This window comes from uncultured Shewanella sp. (genome assembly GCF_947501665.1).
In the GTDB taxonomy this organism is placed as follows: domain Bacteria; phylum Pseudomonadota; class Gammaproteobacteria; order Enterobacterales; family Shewanellaceae; genus Shewanella.
This window is the reverse complement of the sequence record NZ_CANMWS010000042.1, coordinates 1-22188: the sequence shown is the minus strand read 5'-3', so window position 1 is coordinate 22188 and position 22188 is coordinate 1. Positions and strand designations below refer to the sequence as shown.

The 22188-nt window shown below is 38.8% G+C and carries 14 protein-coding genes; 10 read left to right on the top strand and 4 right to left on the bottom strand.

Annotated elements, in window-relative coordinates; translation table 11 throughout:
- Positions 1–142 precede the first annotated feature (142 nt).
- Positions 143–2578 (bottom strand): hypothetical protein, encoded by a 2436-nt coding sequence (locus Q0976_RS22535; protein ID WP_299496783.1) that lies wholly within the window; start codon positions 2576–2578, stop codon positions 143–145.
- 585 nt (positions 2579–3163) lie between these two features.
- On the opposite strand from Q0976_RS22535, the gene Q0976_RS22530 reads away from it, so the two are divergent.
- The 8 genes from Q0976_RS22530 (at position 3164) to adhE (ending at position 15174) form a co-directional block, all read left to right on the top strand.
- Positions 3164–3802: a hemolysin III family protein gene (locus Q0976_RS22530; RefSeq protein ID WP_299496805.1), complete on the top strand. Its 639-nt coding sequence runs from the start codon at positions 3164–3166 to the stop codon at positions 3800–3802.
- 366 nt (positions 3803–4168) lie between these two features.
- A complete protein-coding gene (locus tag Q0976_RS22525; protein ID WP_299496781.1) occupies positions 4169–5383 on the top strand; it encodes a pyridoxal phosphate-dependent aminotransferase in 1215 nt (404 codons plus the stop codon).
- A gap of 129 nt (positions 5384–5512) precedes the next feature.
- Positions 5513–6100 carry a 5'-deoxynucleotidase gene (gene yfbR / locus Q0976_RS22520; protein ID WP_299496779.1) on the top strand — a complete coding sequence of 196 codons (588 nt, stop codon included), beginning with the start codon at positions 5513–5515 and terminating at the stop codon, positions 6098–6100.
- Between the two features lie 9 nt (positions 6101–6109).
- Positions 6110–7450, top strand: coding sequence for an anti-phage deoxyguanosine triphosphatase (locus tag Q0976_RS22515; protein ID WP_299496777.1), 1341 nt, complete (start codon positions 6110–6112; stop codon positions 7448–7450).
- 481 nt (positions 7451–7931) lie between these two features.
- Entirely contained in the window at positions 7932–9293 is a 1362-nt protein-coding gene (locus tag Q0976_RS22510) for a hypothetical protein (protein WP_299496775.1), read from the top strand.
- Between the two features lie 478 nt (positions 9294–9771).
- Positions 9772–10641 carry a hypothetical protein gene (locus Q0976_RS22505; protein ID WP_299496773.1) on the top strand — a complete coding sequence of 290 codons (870 nt, stop codon included), beginning with the start codon at positions 9772–9774 and terminating at the stop codon, positions 10639–10641.
- A gap of 761 nt (positions 10642–11402) precedes the next feature.
- On the top strand, positions 11403–12050 hold the full coding sequence (locus tag Q0976_RS22500) for a hypothetical protein (RefSeq protein ID WP_299496772.1): 648 nt from the start codon (positions 11403–11405) through the stop codon (positions 12048–12050).
- A 523-nt stretch (positions 12051–12573) separates the two neighbouring features.
- On the top strand, positions 12574–15174 hold the full coding sequence (gene adhE, locus Q0976_RS22495) for a bifunctional acetaldehyde-CoA/alcohol dehydrogenase (RefSeq protein WP_299496769.1): 2601 nt from the start codon (positions 12574–12576) through the stop codon (positions 15172–15174).
- A 277-nt stretch (positions 15175–15451) separates the two neighbouring features.
- Here adhE and Q0976_RS22490 read toward each other — a convergent pair whose 3' ends face one another.
- Entirely contained in the window at positions 15452–17632 is a 2181-nt protein-coding gene (locus tag Q0976_RS22490) for a malate synthase G (RefSeq protein ID WP_299496767.1), read from the bottom strand.
- A gap of 558 nt (positions 17633–18190) precedes the next feature.
- Between Q0976_RS22490 and Q0976_RS22485 the strand changes: the two genes are divergently transcribed.
- The gene (locus Q0976_RS22485) at positions 18191–19777 is read left to right on the top strand and encodes a YHYH protein (RefSeq protein ID WP_299496765.1); all 1587 of its coding nucleotides are present in this window, start codon (positions 18191–18193) and stop codon (positions 19775–19777) included.
- Positions 19778–19780: 3 nt separating this feature from the next.
- On the top strand, positions 19781–20338 hold the full coding sequence (locus Q0976_RS22480) for a hypothetical protein (protein WP_299496762.1): 558 nt from the start codon (positions 19781–19783) through the stop codon (positions 20336–20338).
- Between the two features lie 105 nt (positions 20339–20443).
- On the opposite strand, the gene Q0976_RS22475 is transcribed toward Q0976_RS22480, so the two are convergent.
- Together Q0976_RS22475 and Q0976_RS22470 are read right to left on the bottom strand one after the other, a co-directional pair.
- A complete protein-coding gene (locus Q0976_RS22475; protein ID WP_299496760.1) occupies positions 20444–20863 on the bottom strand; it encodes a VOC family protein in 420 nt (139 codons plus the stop codon).
- A gap of 75 nt (positions 20864–20938) precedes the next feature.
- Complete coding sequence (locus Q0976_RS22470) at positions 20939–21781, bottom strand: phytanoyl-CoA dioxygenase family protein (RefSeq protein ID WP_299496757.1); 843 nt, start codon at positions 21779–21781, stop codon at positions 20939–20941.
- Positions 21782–22188: the final 407 nt, after the last annotated feature.

The following is a 22188-nucleotide window of genomic DNA, read 5'->3' as shown; positions in this document are numbered from 1 at the left end:
CATGATCAATTTTAAACTAATAGGATCATTTAGAACAAAAACCTTATATTAAGTTCCTTTATTAATATTTGAAATAAAAAAAGTAAAGCATGCTGCAGTCAATACCTTTAACTACAGCATGCAATCAATATAAATAAAAATCTTACTCATGATTGTGATAAAAGATAAAACTGGGACTTGTACCAGTCGCTATATAATCTAACGCTGACATGACATCAATCCCGCCATTTTCACTGAACATCCAAGAATTGGTTTCAATATCGAAAATATCGAGACTCAATGCATCACCGTTCGAACTATCACTGAATACTAACCACACGTTGTCATTATCAAACACAATTCTAGGGCCATAAGCGGTCAAATATGGAGTGTTGGTGAGCTTTCCCCAAGCGCTTCTATTCATCGGCTCATCAGATACCTTGAGCTTAATCTGTGTCGGTAAACCTTCTTCGGATTTAACCCTAAACGCCATATACATATGATCCTGCGTGTCATTAACTCCTAACGATGGCCCATCATGTGGATTAAACGAGAGAAATTGACATAATTGTTGTTCAATATGACATAACTCCATGTAGTTTGGATCCCTTGGCATGGCTAAATAAGTGCCATCTTGATAACTTACTGTGGAAATATAATCACTTGCTCGTTGTTTCGATGCCGAAAATATATCATGCTGTCCTTCATATAAAGCAAACTTTCCATCACCAATACCCACAGATGAAAAGTGTTGTACTTCAATAAAAGACGAAGCGGGCACCATATTCACTTGATGCAAAGTAGGAACGGAGTAAGGGGCAAACACTATCTTTGTCTGCGAATAAAGCCCTTCAGCCTCGATAACCTGAACAGGCTCTGTCCAACTATCCAGTTTATTTAGCTCATGAAGATCACGTGTTGTTCGTATGTAATATTGGCCATCAGTTGCATCCTGCCACATAACAGCAATACCGGTATGATACTGCACAATATTAGCGGGGGAGACTTTACCGCTCTCATCCATGTATGACTCACCAAAAGGTAACGTAATGGTTTCCCAATAATGTGTAAGTACGTATTGAGTATCACTTGAGGTGTCAACATTATCAATATTTTTCATTAATCGATGAATTTTAAGCTTATTGCCATCATTTACATCGGGTAATAATATCATTAAATGACGGCTAGACTCTGGGCTAGTGGGTAAATCACAACCCGCTAATGAACAGCCAACACCACTAGGCTTAAACATCACAGGCCTGTGTTTCGATAACCCCAATGAAATATCTAAACTAGTGATCATTCCAGTAGCAGGATAAAAAGAGACAAAGTTGGACATATCAGGCACAGATTGTGCGTGTACTTGAGTGAAAATTTGACCGCAATGACTTTGAAGACGGCACACCTCAAATGTTCCATCCCCTAAATCAGTACTCGATATAACAGAAATATCACCTGAGCCATTACTAAGCCCTATGTCACAGCTAGGAGCACTAACACACTGCTCCCCTTTCAGTAATGACCTATCATAATCATCCCGATCACGTACAGTTTGTGTACCGGACCAAAGTTCAGTTGCAACACCATAATGTTGACCAAACAAAGTCGTCAAACTGAACATATCCCCACGAACACCATTATTATCTGTGATATTAAGCTCAGTAGATGCCCATGTTTCTCCTAAATCATCGCTATGAAACTGTATTGATATTCCACTTTGAATAAGATGCGAATCTTGTCGCAAGCTTAGATAAAGGGCTAAATTATCGGTTTGAGCAAATGATAACCCCATAGGAAAGTGCCCCGAATTAACATTAAGGTTATTCACATTCCAATTATTTTCAACGGGATTACTGCTTGACAATACCTTAACCATATTTAATGTTTGCACAGCCAAAAAAACACGATCCGTACCATCAGCATCCATCACTTGGACATCTGAGGACGTCGCGCCCAATCCACTCAGTTCGTACAATAATACCCATTCATGTGTCGCGCTACCATTAACAGCTTGTAATTGAAAAAACGCTAAGGTATCACAACGTTGAATATTATCGTAATGTTGCGCTCTTCTGTAATATTCCACTGTCCAGTAGTGATGTGGCCCATCCCAATCATTCTCGGCACAATCTGCGCCCAATACAGAAAAAATCTGCCCATTTGCCTCAAATAAACTAGCAAAATTCACCTGGTCATTTTCATAAGGGAAACGTAAACTTTTCCATTGGTTACCATCAACACTTGTATAAGAATAAGTCTTTGTATGGAGACCATAACCAATGGCAATTAAATGATTAGTATTATTTAACTGTGTACTGAGTACACTACGTTGCCTATACTTTTCTTCTACGTCATCGTCAAATCCAATACCATTCATGGACTCCCAAAGCTCTTGTTGATGTAAATGAGTTTCTGTCGTTCTAAAATAATGTACTCCAGACCTATTTTCTGCCATGGGGAAAAAATAAGCACATTCATTGTCATCACACTCTGATGCTTTCGCAAGATTGATAGATTGGAAAATAACAAGAAAAGCAAGCAATAACAATATTTTAAGCATAATAAATGAAGAATTATATTTTTTATTTAAGTTATTCATAACATCACCCTCAAACCGATTGAATTTAATATCAACAACCTATTTATTTTTATTTAAAAGAGTTCTTCTTTATATGATAAATAAAGTCACTGATAAAGATCATTAATTTAATTAATTAACGAAATAATAAAAATAATTAGAAATTGTTTTTATTATATTGTTCCACTCAAGTTAATCGCTTTATTTCTATATCAATATAACAACATCCAGTTTTACATCAAATAATTTACAAAGGTTAATTTAATTTAATGTTTAAAAAAATATCGCTCAAAACTGTATTGCTAGCCTCAACCAAAAGTATTAAATATTACCCCCTCAAATAGCTATTTACTTAACACAACATACAACTTAATGACTATAAAGCACTGTTTAGCTCCCTAACTTTTCTTTTTATTATTAATATGTAAACGCTAACACCCCATTTATAGCATACACCTGTACGCTTAAATGGTATTCAAACTGATTGAATGCTGTTACACTGCTCAATAACAGGTCAAACCAGAAAACACTATGCCTATAAAGCAGTTAGCCAAAAAAGCGTCCCACTCCCCTTATTCAGTAAGTGATCCCCAATTACAAAACAACATGCCCCCAGTTGGGGAGTACAGTCTGAATGAAGAAAGAGCCAATACACTCAGTCATGGACTCGGTGTGCTAGGTGGTATCGTTGCGTTATTTTTAAGTGTCTATAAAGGGTATGATACACTCAGTCCCTTACCACTTAGTGGGGTCATATTATATTGTTTTAGCATTATTTTTTTGTTTCTCTGCTCCACGTTATACCACAATGCCAAAACTCAATATTGGAAACGTCAATTTAAAATTGCCGATCATTGTGCCATTTATATTCTCATTGCAGGCACATATACCCCCTTAATGTTGATCAGCATTAAAGGCATTCAATCCGATCTCATTTTACTGGCCATTTGGCTATTAGCCCTCGTAGGGGTCTTGTTCAAGATTTTTTTTACTGGCCGCTTTAAAGTATTCAGTTTGTCTTTATATTTAGGCATGGGGTGGTTGTGTATCACCATACTCAGTGAACTCATTGCACAATTAACACCGCTAGGTTTTAACTTACTCATCGCAGGTGGGGTATTTTATACTCTAGGGGTTATTTTTTACGTCATCAAAACAATCCCTTTTAATCATGCCATTTGGCACCTATTTGTGCTGGGTGGTGCCACCAGCCATTTCTTCTGCATCTATTTAACCGTTATTTAATCTCGATACCCATGATACTTCAAGATGCCTGTTTTTAGAGTACGTCATTCAAGGCGTACTCTTGTAAAAGAAAAAATGCCTTCTAATCCTCTTCTCACAAACAAACAACCTTATGATATGTAAAAATACGTCTAACGCCTTTAGTCTAGGCAAAAAGCAGTCAAACAAACTAAACTATAATATAAATTTAGAATTAAACTCTAAATTATCCGATTGTTTTCTTTTTATTAGTATTAAATTCCATTTATTTACAACTTAACATGAATAAAATACTTTCAAAAATAGCGGTTTTTCGTTATGGTCTCGCTATATACCGTGAAGTCGAACATTTTGGCTTTATATTTTTTTTGCATTTTCGAGGTGTAAATGCGCCCAATCATCAAATCCAACAAGCTGGATGCTGTTTGTTACGACCTTCGTGGACCAGTTCATAAAGAAGCAAAGCGACTCGAAGATGAAGGTCATCGGATCTTAAAGCTCAATATCGGCAACCCTGCCCCCTTTGGTTTTGAAGCACCAGAAGAGATCGTTCGCGATGTCATCGCCAATTTACCCAGTGCCCAAGGTTACAGTGAATCAAAAGGGTTATTTTCTGCTCGCAAAGCCATTGTTCAGCATTATCAATCACAATCTATTTTTGGTGTAGATATAGACGACATTTATATCGGCAATGGTGTGTCCGAGCTTATTGTCATGGCCATGCAAGGGTTACTCAATAATGGGGATGAAGTCCTAGTGCCTTCTCCTGATTATCCTTTATGGACGGCCGCAGTGCACCTTTGTGGTGGCAATGCCGCTCATTATCGCTGTGATGAGAGCTCAGATTGGTTTCCTGATCTTGATGATATTAAGAAAAAAATAACACCTAGAACCCGTGGATTAGTCTTAATTAATCCCAATAACCCAACAGGGGCGGTGTACTCCAAAGCAGTGTTACTTGATATTGTTGAGCTGTGCAGACAGCATGATCTGATTTTATTTGCTGATGAGATTTACGATAAAATTCTATTTGATGATGCCGTTCATATTCCCGCAGCCAGTTTGTCGGATGATATTTTAACCGTCACCTTTAACGGCCTGTCTAAAAGCTACCGCGCTGCTGGCTTTCGAGTTGGATGGATGATGCTAACTGGGAATCTCAAAGCGGCAAAAAGCTATAAAGAAGGCCTAGACATGCTCGCTTCCATGCGGTTATGCTCCAATGTACCCAACCAACATGCGATTCAAACGGCACTGGGCGGTTATCAAAGTATTAAAGAATTAGTCCAACCCGGTGGGCGGCTCTGCCTTCAGCGAGATACTTGTTATGAATTATTAAATCAGATCCCTGGGGTCAGTGTGACCAAGCCCAAGGGGGCTTTGTACGCTTTTCCTAAATTTGACAACAAGAAGTTTAATATTCGCGATGATGAACGCCTAGTATTGGATTTATTGAAAGAGAAAAAAATCTTACTCGCTCAAGGTACTGCCTTCAATTGGCCTGAGCCAGATCACTTGCGTGTGGTATTCTTACCTTATAAAGAAGAACTCGAAAAAGCCCTAACTGACTTTGGAGACTTTATGAGCGAATATCGCCAATAATTGGCTTTTATGGCGCGCATTTGAAAAAAGCGATGATATTCATCGCTTTTTTCGTGGCTTGACTTGGCTTTTTTTCATCAAGATGTGCTAGGGTATTAGATAAGCTTTCACTGCTATTAGAGGCATGTAATGAGTCATCTTTTTGCTCACCTTGCACGCATGAAGTTAATCCAACGCTGGCCACTCATGTACAATGTCCGCACCGAAAATGTGCAGGAACATTCTTTACAAGTCGCCATGGTCGCCCATGTGCTTGCTCTTATTAGCAACAAAAAATTTGATGGGAATATAAACCCTGAACATGCTGCAACACTAGCCCTATTTCATGATGCCAGTGAAGTGATCACCGGAGATCTTCCTACTCCTGTGAAATATTTTAATAAAGATATCGAAGCAGAATATAAAAAAATTGAAGCCATTGCAGAACATAGACTCTTAGAGATGGTACCCGATGAATTTAAATCTGATTATCAACCCCTGCTGTGCAGTGAATTTCAAGATGAAGCCTATCGACCTTTGATTAAAGCGGCTGACAAATTATGTGCTTACCTTAAATGTTTAGAAGAACAGCGAGCAGGTAACACTGAATTTGACAGCGCAAAAAAGCGCCTCGAACACTCTCTGGCACAAACACATTTACCTGAAGTACATTATTTCATTGAACACTTTATTCCGAGCTTTACACTCAACTTTGATGAAATTAACCGACTTTTATAAGGAGCGCACATGTCTTACTCTCCTTGGCATGACAGACGATTAACCGAAGATAAACTGAGACGAAATGATCACCGCAGTCCTTTTCAGCGTGATCGCGCTCGTATTTTGCATTCTGCTGCTTTTAGACGGTTACAAGCAAAAACCCAAGTATTAGGTGTTGGGATGAATGACTTTTATCGCACACGCCTCACCCACTCTTTAGAAGTCTCACAAATTGGCACGGGGATTCGTGCCCAACTGAAACGTAAACACCCCGAACTCAGCCAACTTTTGGATTCAACCAGTCTAATAGAATCATTATGCTTAGCCCATGATATCGGCCATCCTCCTTATGGCCACGGTGGAGAAATCGCCCTCAATTATATGATGCGTGATTACGGTGGATTTGAAGGTAATGGACAAACCTTTCGTATTTTATCTCGGCTAGAGCCTTATACTCAGCACTATGGCATGAATTTATGCAGGCGAACGTTATTGGGCGTGCTTAAGTATCCTTCCCCCTATTCCGCACTTTATCAAAACAACGGCGCGGTACCTGTCAATAATCATCGTCAACTGCAACCCGCTCAATGGCCACCAGTAAAAGGCATATTTGATGATGATCTCGATATTTTACATTGGGTTATCGCACCACTTTGCGAAAGCGATAAACAGCGCTTTTTACAAAGCCACTTAACCGCTGAGCATCAACATAAAAGAACCCAATTTAAATCTTTCGATTGCTCCATTATGGAACTTGCTGACGATACTGCCTATGCGGTTCATGATCTTGAAGACGCTATAGTCATGGGAATAGTCAGCTTAAATCAATGGCAAAATGATGTGGCTACGCCCCTATCAAGAAGCCTAGATCCCTGGGTGGCTAATGAGTTCGCTTCCATTGGCGATAAATTATTTTCATCCCATCATCACTTAAGGAAAGACGCAATTGGCACGCTCGTTAATGGATTTGTCACTGCAATTTATTTGGACGACAATCCACAATTTGAAGAACCTTTACTCAAATTTAATGCCAAATTAGAGCCAGAATTTGCTCATGCTTTGGATATACTAAAGCAATTCGTCTTTAAATATGTGATCAGAAAGCCTGAAGTGCAAATGCTAGAATATAAAGGCCAACAAATTGTCATGGAGCTGTTTGAAGCCTTTGAGTCCGATCCAATGCGATTATTGCCAATGAATACTCAAGAACGATGGCAATACAGCCTAGATAATGGACTGAATCCACACCGAGTTTTATCTGACTACATTTCAGGAATGACCGATGAATTTGCTGCAAGGTTGCATCAACAACTCTTCAGTACCCATTTAGATAACATGATGGAATTAAATAACCTGAACGTGGGTTAAGCAGCCCCGTTAAATATCGACATTTAGCAAAAAATGACATAAACAAAAAATTAATTTAATGCATTGATTTTAAATATAATTGGGCTTAAACCTGAGCTCATTATCCCGAGTTCAGGTTAAGTAAAAAGATTAAAAGACTCAATACCACCTTCTTAATTACAATTAAAACACGTTTATTTTAATTAAATGTAATCCATGCAAAATAATCCGCTCTAATACTATTATTTATCATTCCATTTATTAATTATAATTAATTATTTATTTTAATAAAAACATACAATTAATTTTTGATACAAAGAAGTAATACGAACAAAAAAAATAACGCATGATTGATAACAAAAACAACATAAAATGTTATCAAAAATAAGTTTATTCCTCTTTTTATTCTTATTTTACAGCTAATTTCCAGCAAAGTTGTGGTTCTAATATGAATATGTAACGCTAATCAAACGTTTTTATCACACATCAAATGGAGAGTGTAATGATATTCAGTAGAGCCTCTTACCCTAGTAATATAAAAAATACATTAATTGCATTTACAACAATAATGACTGTTCACTTTTCGGCTTTTGCTAGCGATAATATCAAAACAGAAACTAATCTTAACGAAGATAAACTGCTTACTATGGAAAGCAATATTGGAGTCAGTGGGAATGAGGTACCTGCATTTTTTAGCGGTTTTGTTCTAAACGTCGACTCAAATGCGTTAGATAAGCTGATGATTAATTATGGTGTTGCCAATGTTGATATTGGGTATCTCCTACTCGATAAGGATCAAGCGTGTAACTTCAGTCATGTCACCGATGGCTCTGGCGTTAACCCTGTAACAGGACATGAAGCTGAATATCAAAGATTTGTCGCCAATGGAGGCAGCCTTGGCCTCATCATCAGCGGCGATATTGGTAGTACCACTCAAGATCCTTTATTAGCCTGTAATGAGAATGAATTAACCAGTTTCATTATTAATGCCATAGAAGCTGCACCTGTCACCATTGATCGCATCACATTTGATATAGAAGGCTCAGCATTTTATACCGGCCAATTCGGTAGCGAAATTTACAACAAATTAGCAGGTGTCATTACGTCATTACATCAACACTTTCCTTCTCTAGACATTGATCTGACTATTCCAGGAGCCACCCAGGTATGGTCAGGTGGTTATAATACCGCTTTAATTAACTTTTTTAAGCACCTTAAGCAGCAAATAGATATTGGCAAAGGAATAAGAAAATTTTACATCATGACTGAAATGCATTCAGATGTGCAAATAAAAAACAATTGGGTCATTCCCACTCAACAGCAATTGCTTACACCCACTGAGTTTCCAGCATCCCATACAGGCATTTTATTTGTAAACGGCTCAAGGTTTGTTGATGCTTCAGCAATGAGAAGCTATTTTCCAGAATATTCAGACATGACAGTTCTTGTTACTAAACATGAAACAGTACAAGCAGAGACTGCAGCCTTATACCAAACTTTCAATAACACTGTACCAAGAGATGATATCGAACTAGAACCCGAACAAGGTGAAATGTCTTTAACCCTATCAAACCAGTCTGCCGATATCGGGGTAAACATTTACATCAGAGATGACTCTACAAATACTTTGTTATTCTCAAGTGATTACTTAAGTCCACTGGCAAGTAAAACTTATACTGCTTCATCCTATTCCAGTACATCGAGTCTATTAGGTCAATCTGTCAATGTCTACATTGCTTTTTATGGTCGTGATGCTGATAACGCAGTTCAGTGTCACTCCCTTAATAATTTAGCAATTGAAGGTGACAAAGAGATCTATATTGATATCACCGATCCTAATGCTGGAACCGTTTCTTGTTGGTAAATGGATAAACCCAAGTAAAATCTAACAGCCCCTTTTAGTACTGTCTAAAAGGGGCTATAGATTGTTAAGCAACCATAACGAATTTAAATCCAATTTTATCCCATTCACTTAAGATAAAACAACTACTACCGAACTGTTACCATATTTAAAATCAATAATTTATCGATATGTTTATTGTGTTCTTTTCCTTAAAGCAAACCGTAATATTAATAATTTAACTTAGTTAATAATCATAATTTAAAAGTGAAAAAGAAAAACATGAATAAAACAAATAACACAATTAATATTATATTTTCATTATTTTAAAACATTCCCATCTAGTTATTATGCCAATCTTTGTAAATAAAAGTATTTGAATTGTCAACACAATCATATTGTGCAAATGTGCCGTTACTATTAACTTATAAAAATTAAGATAATGATGAACGTCAATAAGAAACATCTATATTCAATCACCTCTTTCAACAGTAAATCCTTAATGTTTACATTAGCCGCAACGGCTGCACTCACATTAAGTTTGCCCTCTTTTGCAGCAACGCCAACAAGCAGTGAAACAGCACAAAGCGACATGGGGGGTCCTTATGTTATTGGTGGAAATGACAATGAAAATAGCCTCTCAACTAATGCAGGAAAAGTCGCTGAATTTGGGGCTTATTATGCAAAAAATCTTTTTTATACCCAAATCGTTCCATTAACGCCTTCCCTTCTCAGGCAATCAATGAAAGCGAATATAACATACGATACAAATGGTGAACCTGAACCACAAATGTATAATTATGTTATTGAAAATAATATTATTTATGTCGCTATTTGGGAGCCAAGAGAAAATATTTCTGACATGGACCCTGATTGTACTCTCGATATTGATGCATTATCAGGTTATATGCCCGATGCCTATGAAGCTGATGAAAAAGACTGTCCAATCAACGTTTATAGTGGAAAAGACGTTGGCATTGAAGATGCCGTCAGTAAACATTTCCTCATTTCCCAACTTGGAGGAGAATCCGGCAAACTTGAAAACTATGTCCCTAAAGAATGGATAAAAACGACCGTTGACTATGCGGGTGAAATCCACGTTTATCCAACTTACAATAATGCCAAGCGTCGTTATCATTATCAGTACACCATTAATGCCAATAGTGGTACTTACCGTCCAAATAATGGCGATGACACCTTATGTGATAACTCACAAGTCAATCTTAATTATTTAAACGGTGCCGCTAGCGTTTTCAATCGTATTTTAAATAAGTCACCATCAGATTTAGATGTCATTGACTACAGTGATGATGGTGAAGTAACAACATCGATCGCGTACCCTTTGACACAAACTTGTTATACCATTAATTAATCTAAAAATGGATTAAATAGTTTATTTTACATGTCAAAAATAGCGCTCATGGTGATTTCAATATGAGCGTTATCCTTTACTCTGTTATGGATTCAAAACTGATTGAGTGAAAATCTATTGGGCCATTCATTATCTCTACATTAAGCAAAGATTGCCAAATCAATACTTATCTTGATAAGCCCTCCCTACTATAAATAACAATATTTAATATTCATCCGAGTAAACTATTTAAAAATATCCACATTAATATAAACCTCACTTAAAATAACTTTTTCCATATATTACACAGTTTAAATTAGTCTCACTAACCCAATAGTCATTAACTCATTATTTAATCAGCCATGGTGGTTTTGATTATTTCTCCTTCCCTTTATCAAAACACTTTAACATTAAACAATATTAAAAATTATTTATGAGACAAGTTATATATTGATTTAATTTCAAACAAAAATATGTCTACCAAACTGTTGCAAAAACAAGCATGTAACAAATAAAGACAAAAAATCCATAAGTAACTGAAATTCACATTAAAGCCAAAAAACCAATAAAAGCAACTCTCTAACATAAGTTTATAAAAGTTCATTTGTATTGATATGCTAAAAATAGAACATATTGAAAGTTAACCACTATCTGATATGGTCAGTATTAAGACGTTGACATTAATTTACGAATAAAAATAAACAGGTACACGATTCACTCACCAAAGATTAACTGGCCCTAATAACAATTTAAAAATAAATAGCAATTGATGAGGTAATAATATGGCCCAATATGATGTTAATAAACCCGCTAACGGGCAAGCAGAACATTCTTTTAACCATAAAGGATATAAAATTGTTGCCAGTCAAGCTTATTCTTTTACTTTAGGGGCGAAAGAAGCTGTTGTTCTCGGCGCAAATATATCGATTAAAGCAGGAAGTGATTCCAGTGCTAATTTAGGTTTTAAGCATTCTTTCTTTCTAGGAGCTAAAACCGATGTCAATGTCTCATACAATCTCAGTTACACCTCTAAACGAACTGATGTAAAGCTGGAAGATTACTCGGCAAAAGCAATAGAAAAAAAAGCCATTGCAGAACATAAGTCAGTATTGGCAGATAATATGTCGGCGGTACTCGCCAATATCCATTTGATCCAACAACACCTTGGTGCAACAGACCTAAACGTTACGGCAAACACAACGAATATTGCCACGAATGTCAATAACCTCGAAACAGCTAATAACCGCATAGATACAACAAATAATCGTATACGCACCACCAATACTCATATCGAAGAAGTCAATGCTCGTATGGATACAGCGCAAGTGCACATGGGGCTAAACTCTATGTGCATTAGACAAAATCAAATCGCCATCGAGGAAGCAGAAACGATAAGAATGTTAGAAAGTCCATTATTAATGCTTGATTAATCATATAAAAAGCGGAATACCGATCATTCCGCTTTTCTTTTTATCCTCCAACAACTCAGGGTTTCTTACTCACAAACTCACATCAGCGACATCCTCATCACCTCTATCAGTAGCCTATAACAGGCTTCCTTTCCTTTGGCCACAATGAATATTTTTCTACAAACATGCGTTATTAATTCCTTTCTTTTCCCTAAAACTAACATGTTATTACCAAAGTGTTTTAATCACATGCAGGATATCGGCATCATATTATGACCACAGAATATTGCCCAGCTCCCTTGTTAACTATCATCGACTAAACACCCTTTAATTTTATATCCCTTACACACTTCTCATGATATCGATAACTTTTTCAGCAAAATCCTTCCGTTTAATCTAACCCTATTAACCTTGCTTTTTATGTGTGATTTTGTTCACAGTTATTATTCCTGAATCAAGGTATTTTTCCTATAGTCAATAAGGCGACGAGGGCATGATCCCCCTTCATTCCTTCTAAGTTGTCGATATTATTATTGGAGAAGTTATGACTGTCACTAACGAGCAAACACTCAATCACCTAATTAAAGAAGTCAAAATAGCTCAAGCTCATTTTGCCACATTCAGTCAAAAACAAGTCGATACCATATTCAGAGCCGCTGCATTAGCGGCTGCCAACGCAAGGATCCCATTAGCAAAACTCGCTGTAGAAGAAACAAAAATGGGAGTAATGGAAGATAAAGTGATCAAAAATCACTTTGCATCAGAGTATATTTATCATAAATACAAAGATGACAAAACCTGTGGCATTCTAGAAGAAGATCCCACCTTTGGCACCATCACACTGGCCGAACCGGTAGGTCTGATCTGTGGTATTATTCCCACAACAAACCCCACATCAACCGCCATTTTTAAAGCCTTAATTAGTCTTAAAACCCGCAATGGCATTATTTTCTCCCCACATCCTCGTGCTAAACAAGCCACTATTATGGCTGCCCGTATAGTGTTAGAGGCTGCCATTGAAGCTGGTGCGCCTAAAGACATAATAGGTTGGATTGATGAGCCAAGTGTCCCTCTGTCACATCAATTGATGACACACCCAGATCTTAACCTTATTCTGGCCACTGGCGGACCCGGTATGGTCAAAGCCGCCTACTCTTCTGGTAAACCCGCCATTGGTGTCGGCGCAGGAAACACACCGATTGTGATTGATGAAACCGCCGATTTAAAACGCGCGGTGAGCTCAATTATTATGTCAAAAACATTTGACAATGGAGTGGTATGTGCCTCAGAGCAAGCCATAGTCGTCGTTGATGAAGTCTATGACGCCGTGAAACACCGTTTCGCCGAACATGGTGGCTATATTCTGGATCAAGCAGAGCATGATGCCCTGCAGCAAGTCATTCTACACAATGGTGGACTCAATGCCGACATTGTCGGTCAAAGTGCTATCGACATTGCCGCAATGGCAAAATTAACCGTGCCTTCACATACACGTATTTTAATTGCAGAAGTTATTGATATTGATAATGAAGAGGCGTTTGCTCATGAAAAACTTTCTCCTTTACTCGGCATGTATCGTGCGGCTGACTTTAATGATGCCGTTGATAAAGCCGATGCTTTAGTTAAACTCGGTGGCATAGGCCATACGTCTGGTTTATATACCAATCAGGATACGCAAGCACAGCGCATTAAAGAGTTCGGTTTTAAAATGAAAACCGCACGTATTTTAATTAATACACCAGCGTCACAAGGGGGGATTGGCGATTTATACAATTTCAAACTTGCCCCTTCACTCACATTAGGCTGTGGTTCATGGGGTGGTAATTCTATTTCTGAAAATGTGGGGCCGAGTCACTTAATTAACAAAAAAATGATCGCTAAGAGGGCTGAAAACATGTTGTGGCACAAACTTCCCGCCTCTATTTATTTTCGCAGAGGTTGCTTACCCATCGCCCTTGAAGAAATTAGTGATAAAAAACGTGCCTTAATCATAACTGATAAGCACCTGTTTAATAATGGTTACTGTGATGAAACTTTGAGTATTTTAAAGGCACAAGGGTTGACCACTGATGTGTTTTATAACGTCGAGGCCGATCCCACCATGGCAACCGTTGAGCAAGGTGCTAAAATGGCGCAAAATTTTCAACCCGATGTCATCATCGCATTAGGGGGCGGCTCCCCAATGGACGCGGCTAAAATTATCTGGGTCATGTATGAACACCCTGATGTGCATTTTGCCGACTTAGCCCGCCGCTTTATGGATATTCGTAAGCGTATTTACGCCTTTCCTAAAATGGGTGAAAAAGCCATGATGATCGCTATTCCAACTACATCAGGTACAGGCTCAGAAGTCACCCCTTTTGCTGTCGTCACCGATGAAAAATCAGGGATGAAATACCCGATTGCCGATTACCAACTGACCCCCAATATGGCCATTGTTGATCCTAATTTAGTCATGAACATGCCTAAAGCACTCACCGCTTTTGGTGGTATCGATGCTGTCACCCACGCATTGGAAGCGTATGTTAGTGTGATGGCCAATGAATACAGTGACGGTCAGGCATTACAAGCCCTCAATCTCCTCTTTGAACACCTGCCCGATGCCTATGAACAAGGTGCTAAGGCGCCCATTGCTCGTGAAAAAGTCCATAATGCCGCAACCGTTGCAGGCATCGCTTTTGCCAATGCTTTTTTAGGCGTATGCCACTCACTCGCCCATAAAATTGGCGCAGAATTTCACCTTGCACATGGATTAGCCAATGCGCTACTCATCACTAATGTCATTCGTTTCAATGCCACTGATATCCCCACCAAGCAAGCTGCTTTTAGTCAATATGATAGACCCAAAGCCCTTTGCCGTTATGGAGAAATTGCCGATCACCTCAAATTAGGCGGTAATAACGCTCAAGACAAATTACAATTACTCATTGATAAAATAGAGCGATTAAAATCTCAAATAGGGATCCCAGTGTCTATTCAAGCCGCTGGCGTTGATGAAACCTTATTTATGATCAAATTAGATGAACTGGCCGAAGAAGCATTTGACGATCAATGTACGGGAGCAAACCCGCGTTATCCATTAATTTCTGAGCTGAAAGCCATTCTTATTGCCAGCTATTATGGACAAGCCTATCAAGATGAATAATCACGTTGGGTACGTTTAACACCCATTTTATTTGAGGTTTTCAGAAATAAGCCTTCAAAGTATCTCAGAACGGAACACACTCTAAAACAAAGCCCGCCGTATTGTACGGCAGGCTTTTTTACCTCAATCAGAGAGACTTAATGGCTATAAGTACATTTTCATCATCCTTGATGGTCAGCTGAATTGATAACCTAGTGATCCTAAGCTGATATTCAATAACACAGTATAAAACGCTTTCCTCTTTAGGAATAAGCATCAGCCTGTTGGTCACCGCTTATCACTTGACTATACGTGCCTTTGCCTCGATTCGATATTGATGTAAGAGCGGTTCGGTATAGCCTGATGGTTGTAGCGTGCCTTTAAAAATGAGATCCCTTGCAGCTTGAAACGCAAGTCCTGTAAAATCAGGAGACATAGGCTGGTATAGGGGATCATCCCCATTTTGCTCATCAACCACAGCCGCCATACGTTTTAGTGCTGATAACACTTGTTCTTGAGTACAAATACCATGTAGTAACCAATTGGCCATATGTTGCGAAGAAATTCTTAATGTTGCTCTATCTTCCATCAAGCCTACGTTATTAATATCTAATACTTTTGAACAACCAATACCTTGGTCAACCCAACGGACAACATACCCTAAAATGCTCTGAGCATTATTATCCAATTCCTGTTGCACTTGCTCTTGGGTCAACGTATTGTCAGCTGACATTAAAGGTAACGTCAATAATGCATCTAAACTGGCACGAGTATTTTGCTTAATCCTATTTTGGTACGCCTTAACATTAACGAGATGATAGTGGGTCGAATGTAAAATAGCTGCATTGGGTGAAGGTACCCAAGCAGTATTCGCCCCCGCTCTAGGATGAGCAATTTTATCAGCCAGCATTGCAGCCATTTCATCGGGCATGGCCCACATGCCCTTACCAATTTGTCCATGACCTTGCAAACCACAAGCAAGACCCACATCCACATTCCAGTCTTCATAAGCATTAAGCCAAGCAGATTGCTTCATTTGAGATTTTGGCACCATAGCGCCTGCATACATAGAAGTGTGAATTTCATCTCCAGTGCGGTCTAAGAAGCCAGTATTAATAAACACAACTCGGTGTTTCGCCTCATAAATACAAGCTTTCAAATTGAGTGTGGTTCTACGCTCTTCATCCATGATCCCAAGCTTTATGGTATAACGCATCAAACCTAACGCCGCTTCAATACGATCAAATAAGGTACAGGTAAACGCCACTTCTTCTGGTCCATGCATTTTAGGCTTAACAATATTAATGGAACCCGCTCGACTGTTTATTCGACCATTATTAAGACCTTGCAAGTCATGCATGGCTGCTAACGTCGTCAACATACCATCCAATAACCCTTCTGGTATCGCTTCATTATCCTTATTGAGGACGACATTTGTCGCCATTAAATGCCCAACATTACGCACAAACAATAAACTTCGTCCCGGTAACGTTAATCTGTCGCCATTAGGGGTAAAATAGTGGCGATCATCACATAAGCTTCGAGTGATTGTGTCGCCATTTTTATTCACTTTAGCACTCAATATGCCTTGCATTAACCCCAACCAGTTTTGGTAAACCTCGATTTTATCTTCACTGTCTACCGCAGCAACCGAATCTTCGCAATCCATTATTGTTGTGACAGCCGCTTCAACCAATAAATCTTTTACATTCGCCTTATCTATTCGGCCAATATCGTTATAACTGTCTATTTGTATTTCGACATGAAGCCCATGATTTTTCAATAAAATAGAATCAGGCTGATGGATATTCCCGGTATAACCAACAAACTTGTCTGGCTCAACTAACGCCGTAATACAACCATCATCTAAGGCAATTTGTAATAATCCCTCTTCGACAAAGTACCGAGTGGCATTTGCATGACTTCTGTCTTCCAAAGGGGCAACAATGTCCAAATGTTGTTTGGCAAATTGAATCACCTTCTCGCCTCTAACAGGGTTGTATAAGGCGCCTTTTTCCGCCCCCCCCGCTTCACTAATCGCATCCGTACCGTACAAAGCATCATATAAACTGCCCCAACGGGCATTGGCCGCATTTAATGCAAATCGCGCATTTTTCACTGGTACCACTAGCTGAGGCCCTGCTTGATGGGTAATTTCGGTATCGATATTGCGGGTCTCAACAGAAAAGTTATCCACTGACGGCAATAAATAACCAATCTCTTTTAAAAAGGCCTTATAAAGAGCAGGATCAACATTTTTCCCTTGATGCATACGATGCCAATCATCCAATTGAAGTTGGAGTTTTTCTCTTTTAGCTAATAACGCGTTATTGATTGGGCTTAGTTCATTGACAATATTTTCAAACTTGGACCAAAAGTCCTTAGACTTCATGTTGATCCCACTTAACATTCGCTCTTCGACTAATTGCCATAACCCTGTAGCAACCTTTAATCCACCTACTTGTACACGTGTCGTCATAAAACCATCCCAGATTTAAAAGGAAAATGTCAAAAAAGATGAATGTCATCCATTAACTGCATTCATCCTGTTGAAATATCAGCTTTGTCGTATTTCAGTCTATCTCAAAGCACTTTCATTTCACTAATTTATCATGGTTATGGCTAGCATTTATCAAATGAATAGTGAACCAATAATCAGTGAAGAATGACCTTGAAACCAAAGTCACCCCAATTTAGGGTCAATGTTCATTGAACTTACTTTTCCTCATTTTAAAAATAATGACAATACAAACCTGCCAAGCTACATGGGCTTGAATTTAAATCAATGATTGTCTGGTGACGAGACATCATATATGACTAAAGCGATATAAAGTGGCACACTCAGCAGGAATGAAAAGTGATTCAGCGATATGACACGTCACTTAGGGATAAATTGTAAAGTTATGTCTATTTTCATCATGACTTGGTAAAGTTTAATAATGTTAATAACAAGAAGGTAAAGTTAATTTTTAATGATTTATATAAATTTTTTTTTACTTTAACCTCGATAATGTAAATAATTTTCTGGGAAAAATAGATGAAAAAAAATAAAATAACACTGCTATTGGTACCTTTACTCTCTTTATTTCTCTTTGCTTGTGGTGGTAATGATGCAAACGAACAAACAGACTCAAATACAGAAACATCCAGCAATGCTTCAAGTACATTAAGTCTTATCGTCGGCGACGATCAAAGCGTCGAGGCTGGCGATAATGTCTCATTAACCGCCAGTGTTATCACCGACAGTGATGATATCAACATTAATTGGACTCAAACGGGTGGACCATCAGTAACACTAAGCCAAATCAACAATGGCAATACAAGCAGTATTCACTTTACAGCACCCACCCTTGACGAAACAGAGGTACTGATATTTGCTGTCACAGCAAATGACGACAGCAGCAGTGATTCAAAGACAGTGAATATTACAGTCAATAGTCTCGAAGAAACCAATGATGATACCAGCATTCTATCTCAGTGGATTATCAATAATGACACCACATCAGCCTATATATATCAAAGTAATGGCACAGGTATTTTTGAAGATGTGCAAAGCGCAGAAGTCGTTGCTATCGACGTTAACAGTACTGACCTTGATTATGTTTATGTACAAGCCTCTGGGATCCCTAAATATGACATAACCATGACCCAGAATATCATTGACGCGCTCAATGATAGGCCCAAGGCAACTTCTGATTTTTTCGATGGTGCAACAACCACAGAAGTAGGCGAATTAATCGCATTTGGCCAAGATATCGGCTACAAAAGCAGTAATGAAAACTGTGACACAACCGGTGGTGCAGGCCATTGGCCCCCTGGTCCTGGTTGCCCAACCGTTCAAGATAAACAAGCCTATTTTCCTGTTACTCCAACTGAAACAGAGTCCACTTGTGCAACTGGACTGGGTATGGTTGGCTTAATGGTTAATGGAACCAGTATTTATAATTGGGGAGATGGTCAAACAGAAGGAAATGGCATTTGGTATAACTTAGCCCCTGTCGCTGAGCAATATGATGTGGATATTTGCGGCGGTCACGCTGCCAATGGCGATTATCACCACCACTTTTACACTTCATGTTTAGCGGATCTGGTTGGTGATGATGCGAGTGAACATTCACCTATATACGGTTATTCTGCAGACGGTTACCCTGTTTATGGCCCTTATGAAGATGCCGATATGCTTGCGGTAAGTGGCTGGGTCGTGCGCGACTATGGTAGCGATGTCAGTGAAGGAGGCTGTGGCACTGAAGGCTCAAGAACCTGTACTTTAGTGAACGAATACGATATATCACAAGGCGTAGAACAAGCCGAAACGGGTCCCGCTATCGGTGAAACAGTCACCAGCTTATCTGGCAATACTTTTCAAGCCGATGCTGGGTATTTCTATGAAGATTACTATTATGCAGGTTACCCAGTTGAAGGCGCTCAATTGGATGAACATAATGGTCATAATACTGGTGACGGTAAAGGTTACCATTATCACATTACCTTAATTCGAGATGATGATAACTCACTATCAGTCACCTTCCCTTATACCATTGGCCCTAACTTTAAAGGTGAGCTGGCTGATAACTCAATTGCAAAGTGCGACTCTGGAGTGCTTCCTCCTATGCGAGGAATATAAATCATGAAAAACTGTGTCTATTTATGCTTAACCTTATTGATTTTAGGCCTATCGACGCCAATACAGGCCAAATTGGCTTCAAACGCTATGGCGACTAGAATGAATATGATGGATCACTCCCATACCCCCATTGAGGTACCAGAAGCGACCCCAATCCCAGCACTCAGTCTGAGCCTGAGTAAAGATATTATGACGGGTTATAACGTCCATCTTATCATTGATAATTTCTCCATCACCCCGCCGCCTGTTGATGCTAAAGGCATGGATGATTTAGCAATAACACAAGTAGATAAAAAAACAGGAATACTGGAAGGTCATGCACATTTATACATCAATGGCATCAAAACTCAGCGGCTCTATGGTCAAGATGTTCATATATCAGGAAACTTACTGAAACAAGGCATCAATAGTATTTCTGTCACCTTAAATAATCATCGGCATATGTATTGGACCGTGAGTCAACAGAAAGTCGTGGCAACGCTCTATATCGATACGCAATCACCAAAGCTCATTAAATATCAATTTGAGGGCTTTCCAGTTCAATCAACATTAAAGCAATAATTAATCGATAAATAGACACAAACAATACCATCGAAAATCCCTTACTCGGCCCTTTATTCGATGGTATTGTGCATTTTAAAAATGAAAACTACTCACAATATAACATCACACTCTTTTTGCCATGGGGTGATCAGGAGCCAATTGCAACAAATCCCATAAATTACCATAAAGATCTTCAAATACTGCAACCACACCGTACTCTTGCTCGGCGGGTTCACGAACAAATGTGATCCCTTCAGCGACCATTCGATGATAGTCTCGCCAAAAATCATCGGTGCTTAAAAATAAAAACACTCTTCCCGCTGTTTGTTGTCCAACGACTTGCACTTGTTCAGGCTTAGATGCTTTAGCCAATAACAAGGTCGCTCCTTGCGATCCTGGTGGAGAGACCACCACCCAACGTTTGTCTTGCTCAGCTTGATAGGTATCTTCAATCAAATTAAATTTAAGTTTATTAACATAAAAATCAATCGCTTCATCATAGTCTTTAACCACTAATGCCACATGAATAAGTGCTTGCTGCATATTATTACGACCTTCAGCCTTTTATTATAGAGGCTGGATAATATCAATAAATAGTCCACAAAAAAGGGACTCGCATCACTCATTTGGCTCAAAGCCTCTCAACGGCCATTTAGTCGCCTGTAACCAATTTTCTTTCGCAAACACACAACGTCCATCAGTCACATGTAAAGTATATGCTTGCCGAGAGCGAGCAGAACGATTTGCCGCGCTATAATGCGGCAGCAATCCATGAAATACGACTAAACTCCCAGCGTTAACTTCAAGCGGAACACCAGTCTTGCTTAGCCAAGGCATATCGCTTAATACTTGCATCGATGTTTGCTTGCCGTCTCGATTAAACCTTTCTCTTAATGGCCCTTTATGCCCTTGAGGTTCCACCCATAAACAACCATTTTGTAATGTCGCATCTTCAATGGCAAACCAAAATGTGATCACACTTTGTGGAAGCGTATAAAAAAAACTGGCATCTTGGTGCCAATTCACTTCGCCACCGATATTGGGCTGTTTATAGATATACATAGATTGCCGAATTTGAGGTTGTTTTTGTCCAAGTGTTTGAGCAATATCCCCCCAGATAGCTTGATGACTAAAAGTGTTAAAGATAGGATCGAGTTCATGAAGGGCATGACCTATTTTGTTAATACACAACTCTTTTGCTTGTACAAATTGGCCTTTATCATCAAAAGCATCTTCTTCAAAAAAACAACGTACATCTTCAGCCGAATCCAAGAAATAATCATCGCCACTACGATTATTGTTCTTAGTAGTAAAGGTATGTGCGCTATCAGTATCTTGCCATTGCTTAACCCAAGTCGCTGCTTGCGTCTTAAGCTTCGTTAACCAGTCTGGTTCGATAACCCCTGGCAACACGACAAAGCCTTGTTGTTGATAGTGCGCTTTTTGCTGTTCCGTTAACATGTTTCATTAAGCCTCTTGAAAATCCATATTTTCATAATCAATCTCTTATGACTTATAAAAATACTCTTTTGAATTCATGGATGATGAAAAGATCGCTCCCTAGTAATTGAGAGTACAGCAAAGTGGCGTACCTGTATAACTCTTTAAGAGTAAGACACTATTAAGAGACACAAACTATAGTGATATCAAGTCCTAGGCGTTGCTAACTTAATCAAATAAGCCAAAGTCATTATGCCGTTAACAGGAAATAAAAGAATAACAAAGAGGAGGAATAGAATAATAAATTACCGTAAAATACTCCCTCAATCCTTTTAACCGGGAGTATTTAGCAATCACTTATTTCATATACATGACTTTCACTTGTGAAGGTGCTAACGTCACTCCCGGACAGTTCGGCGACATCCCGT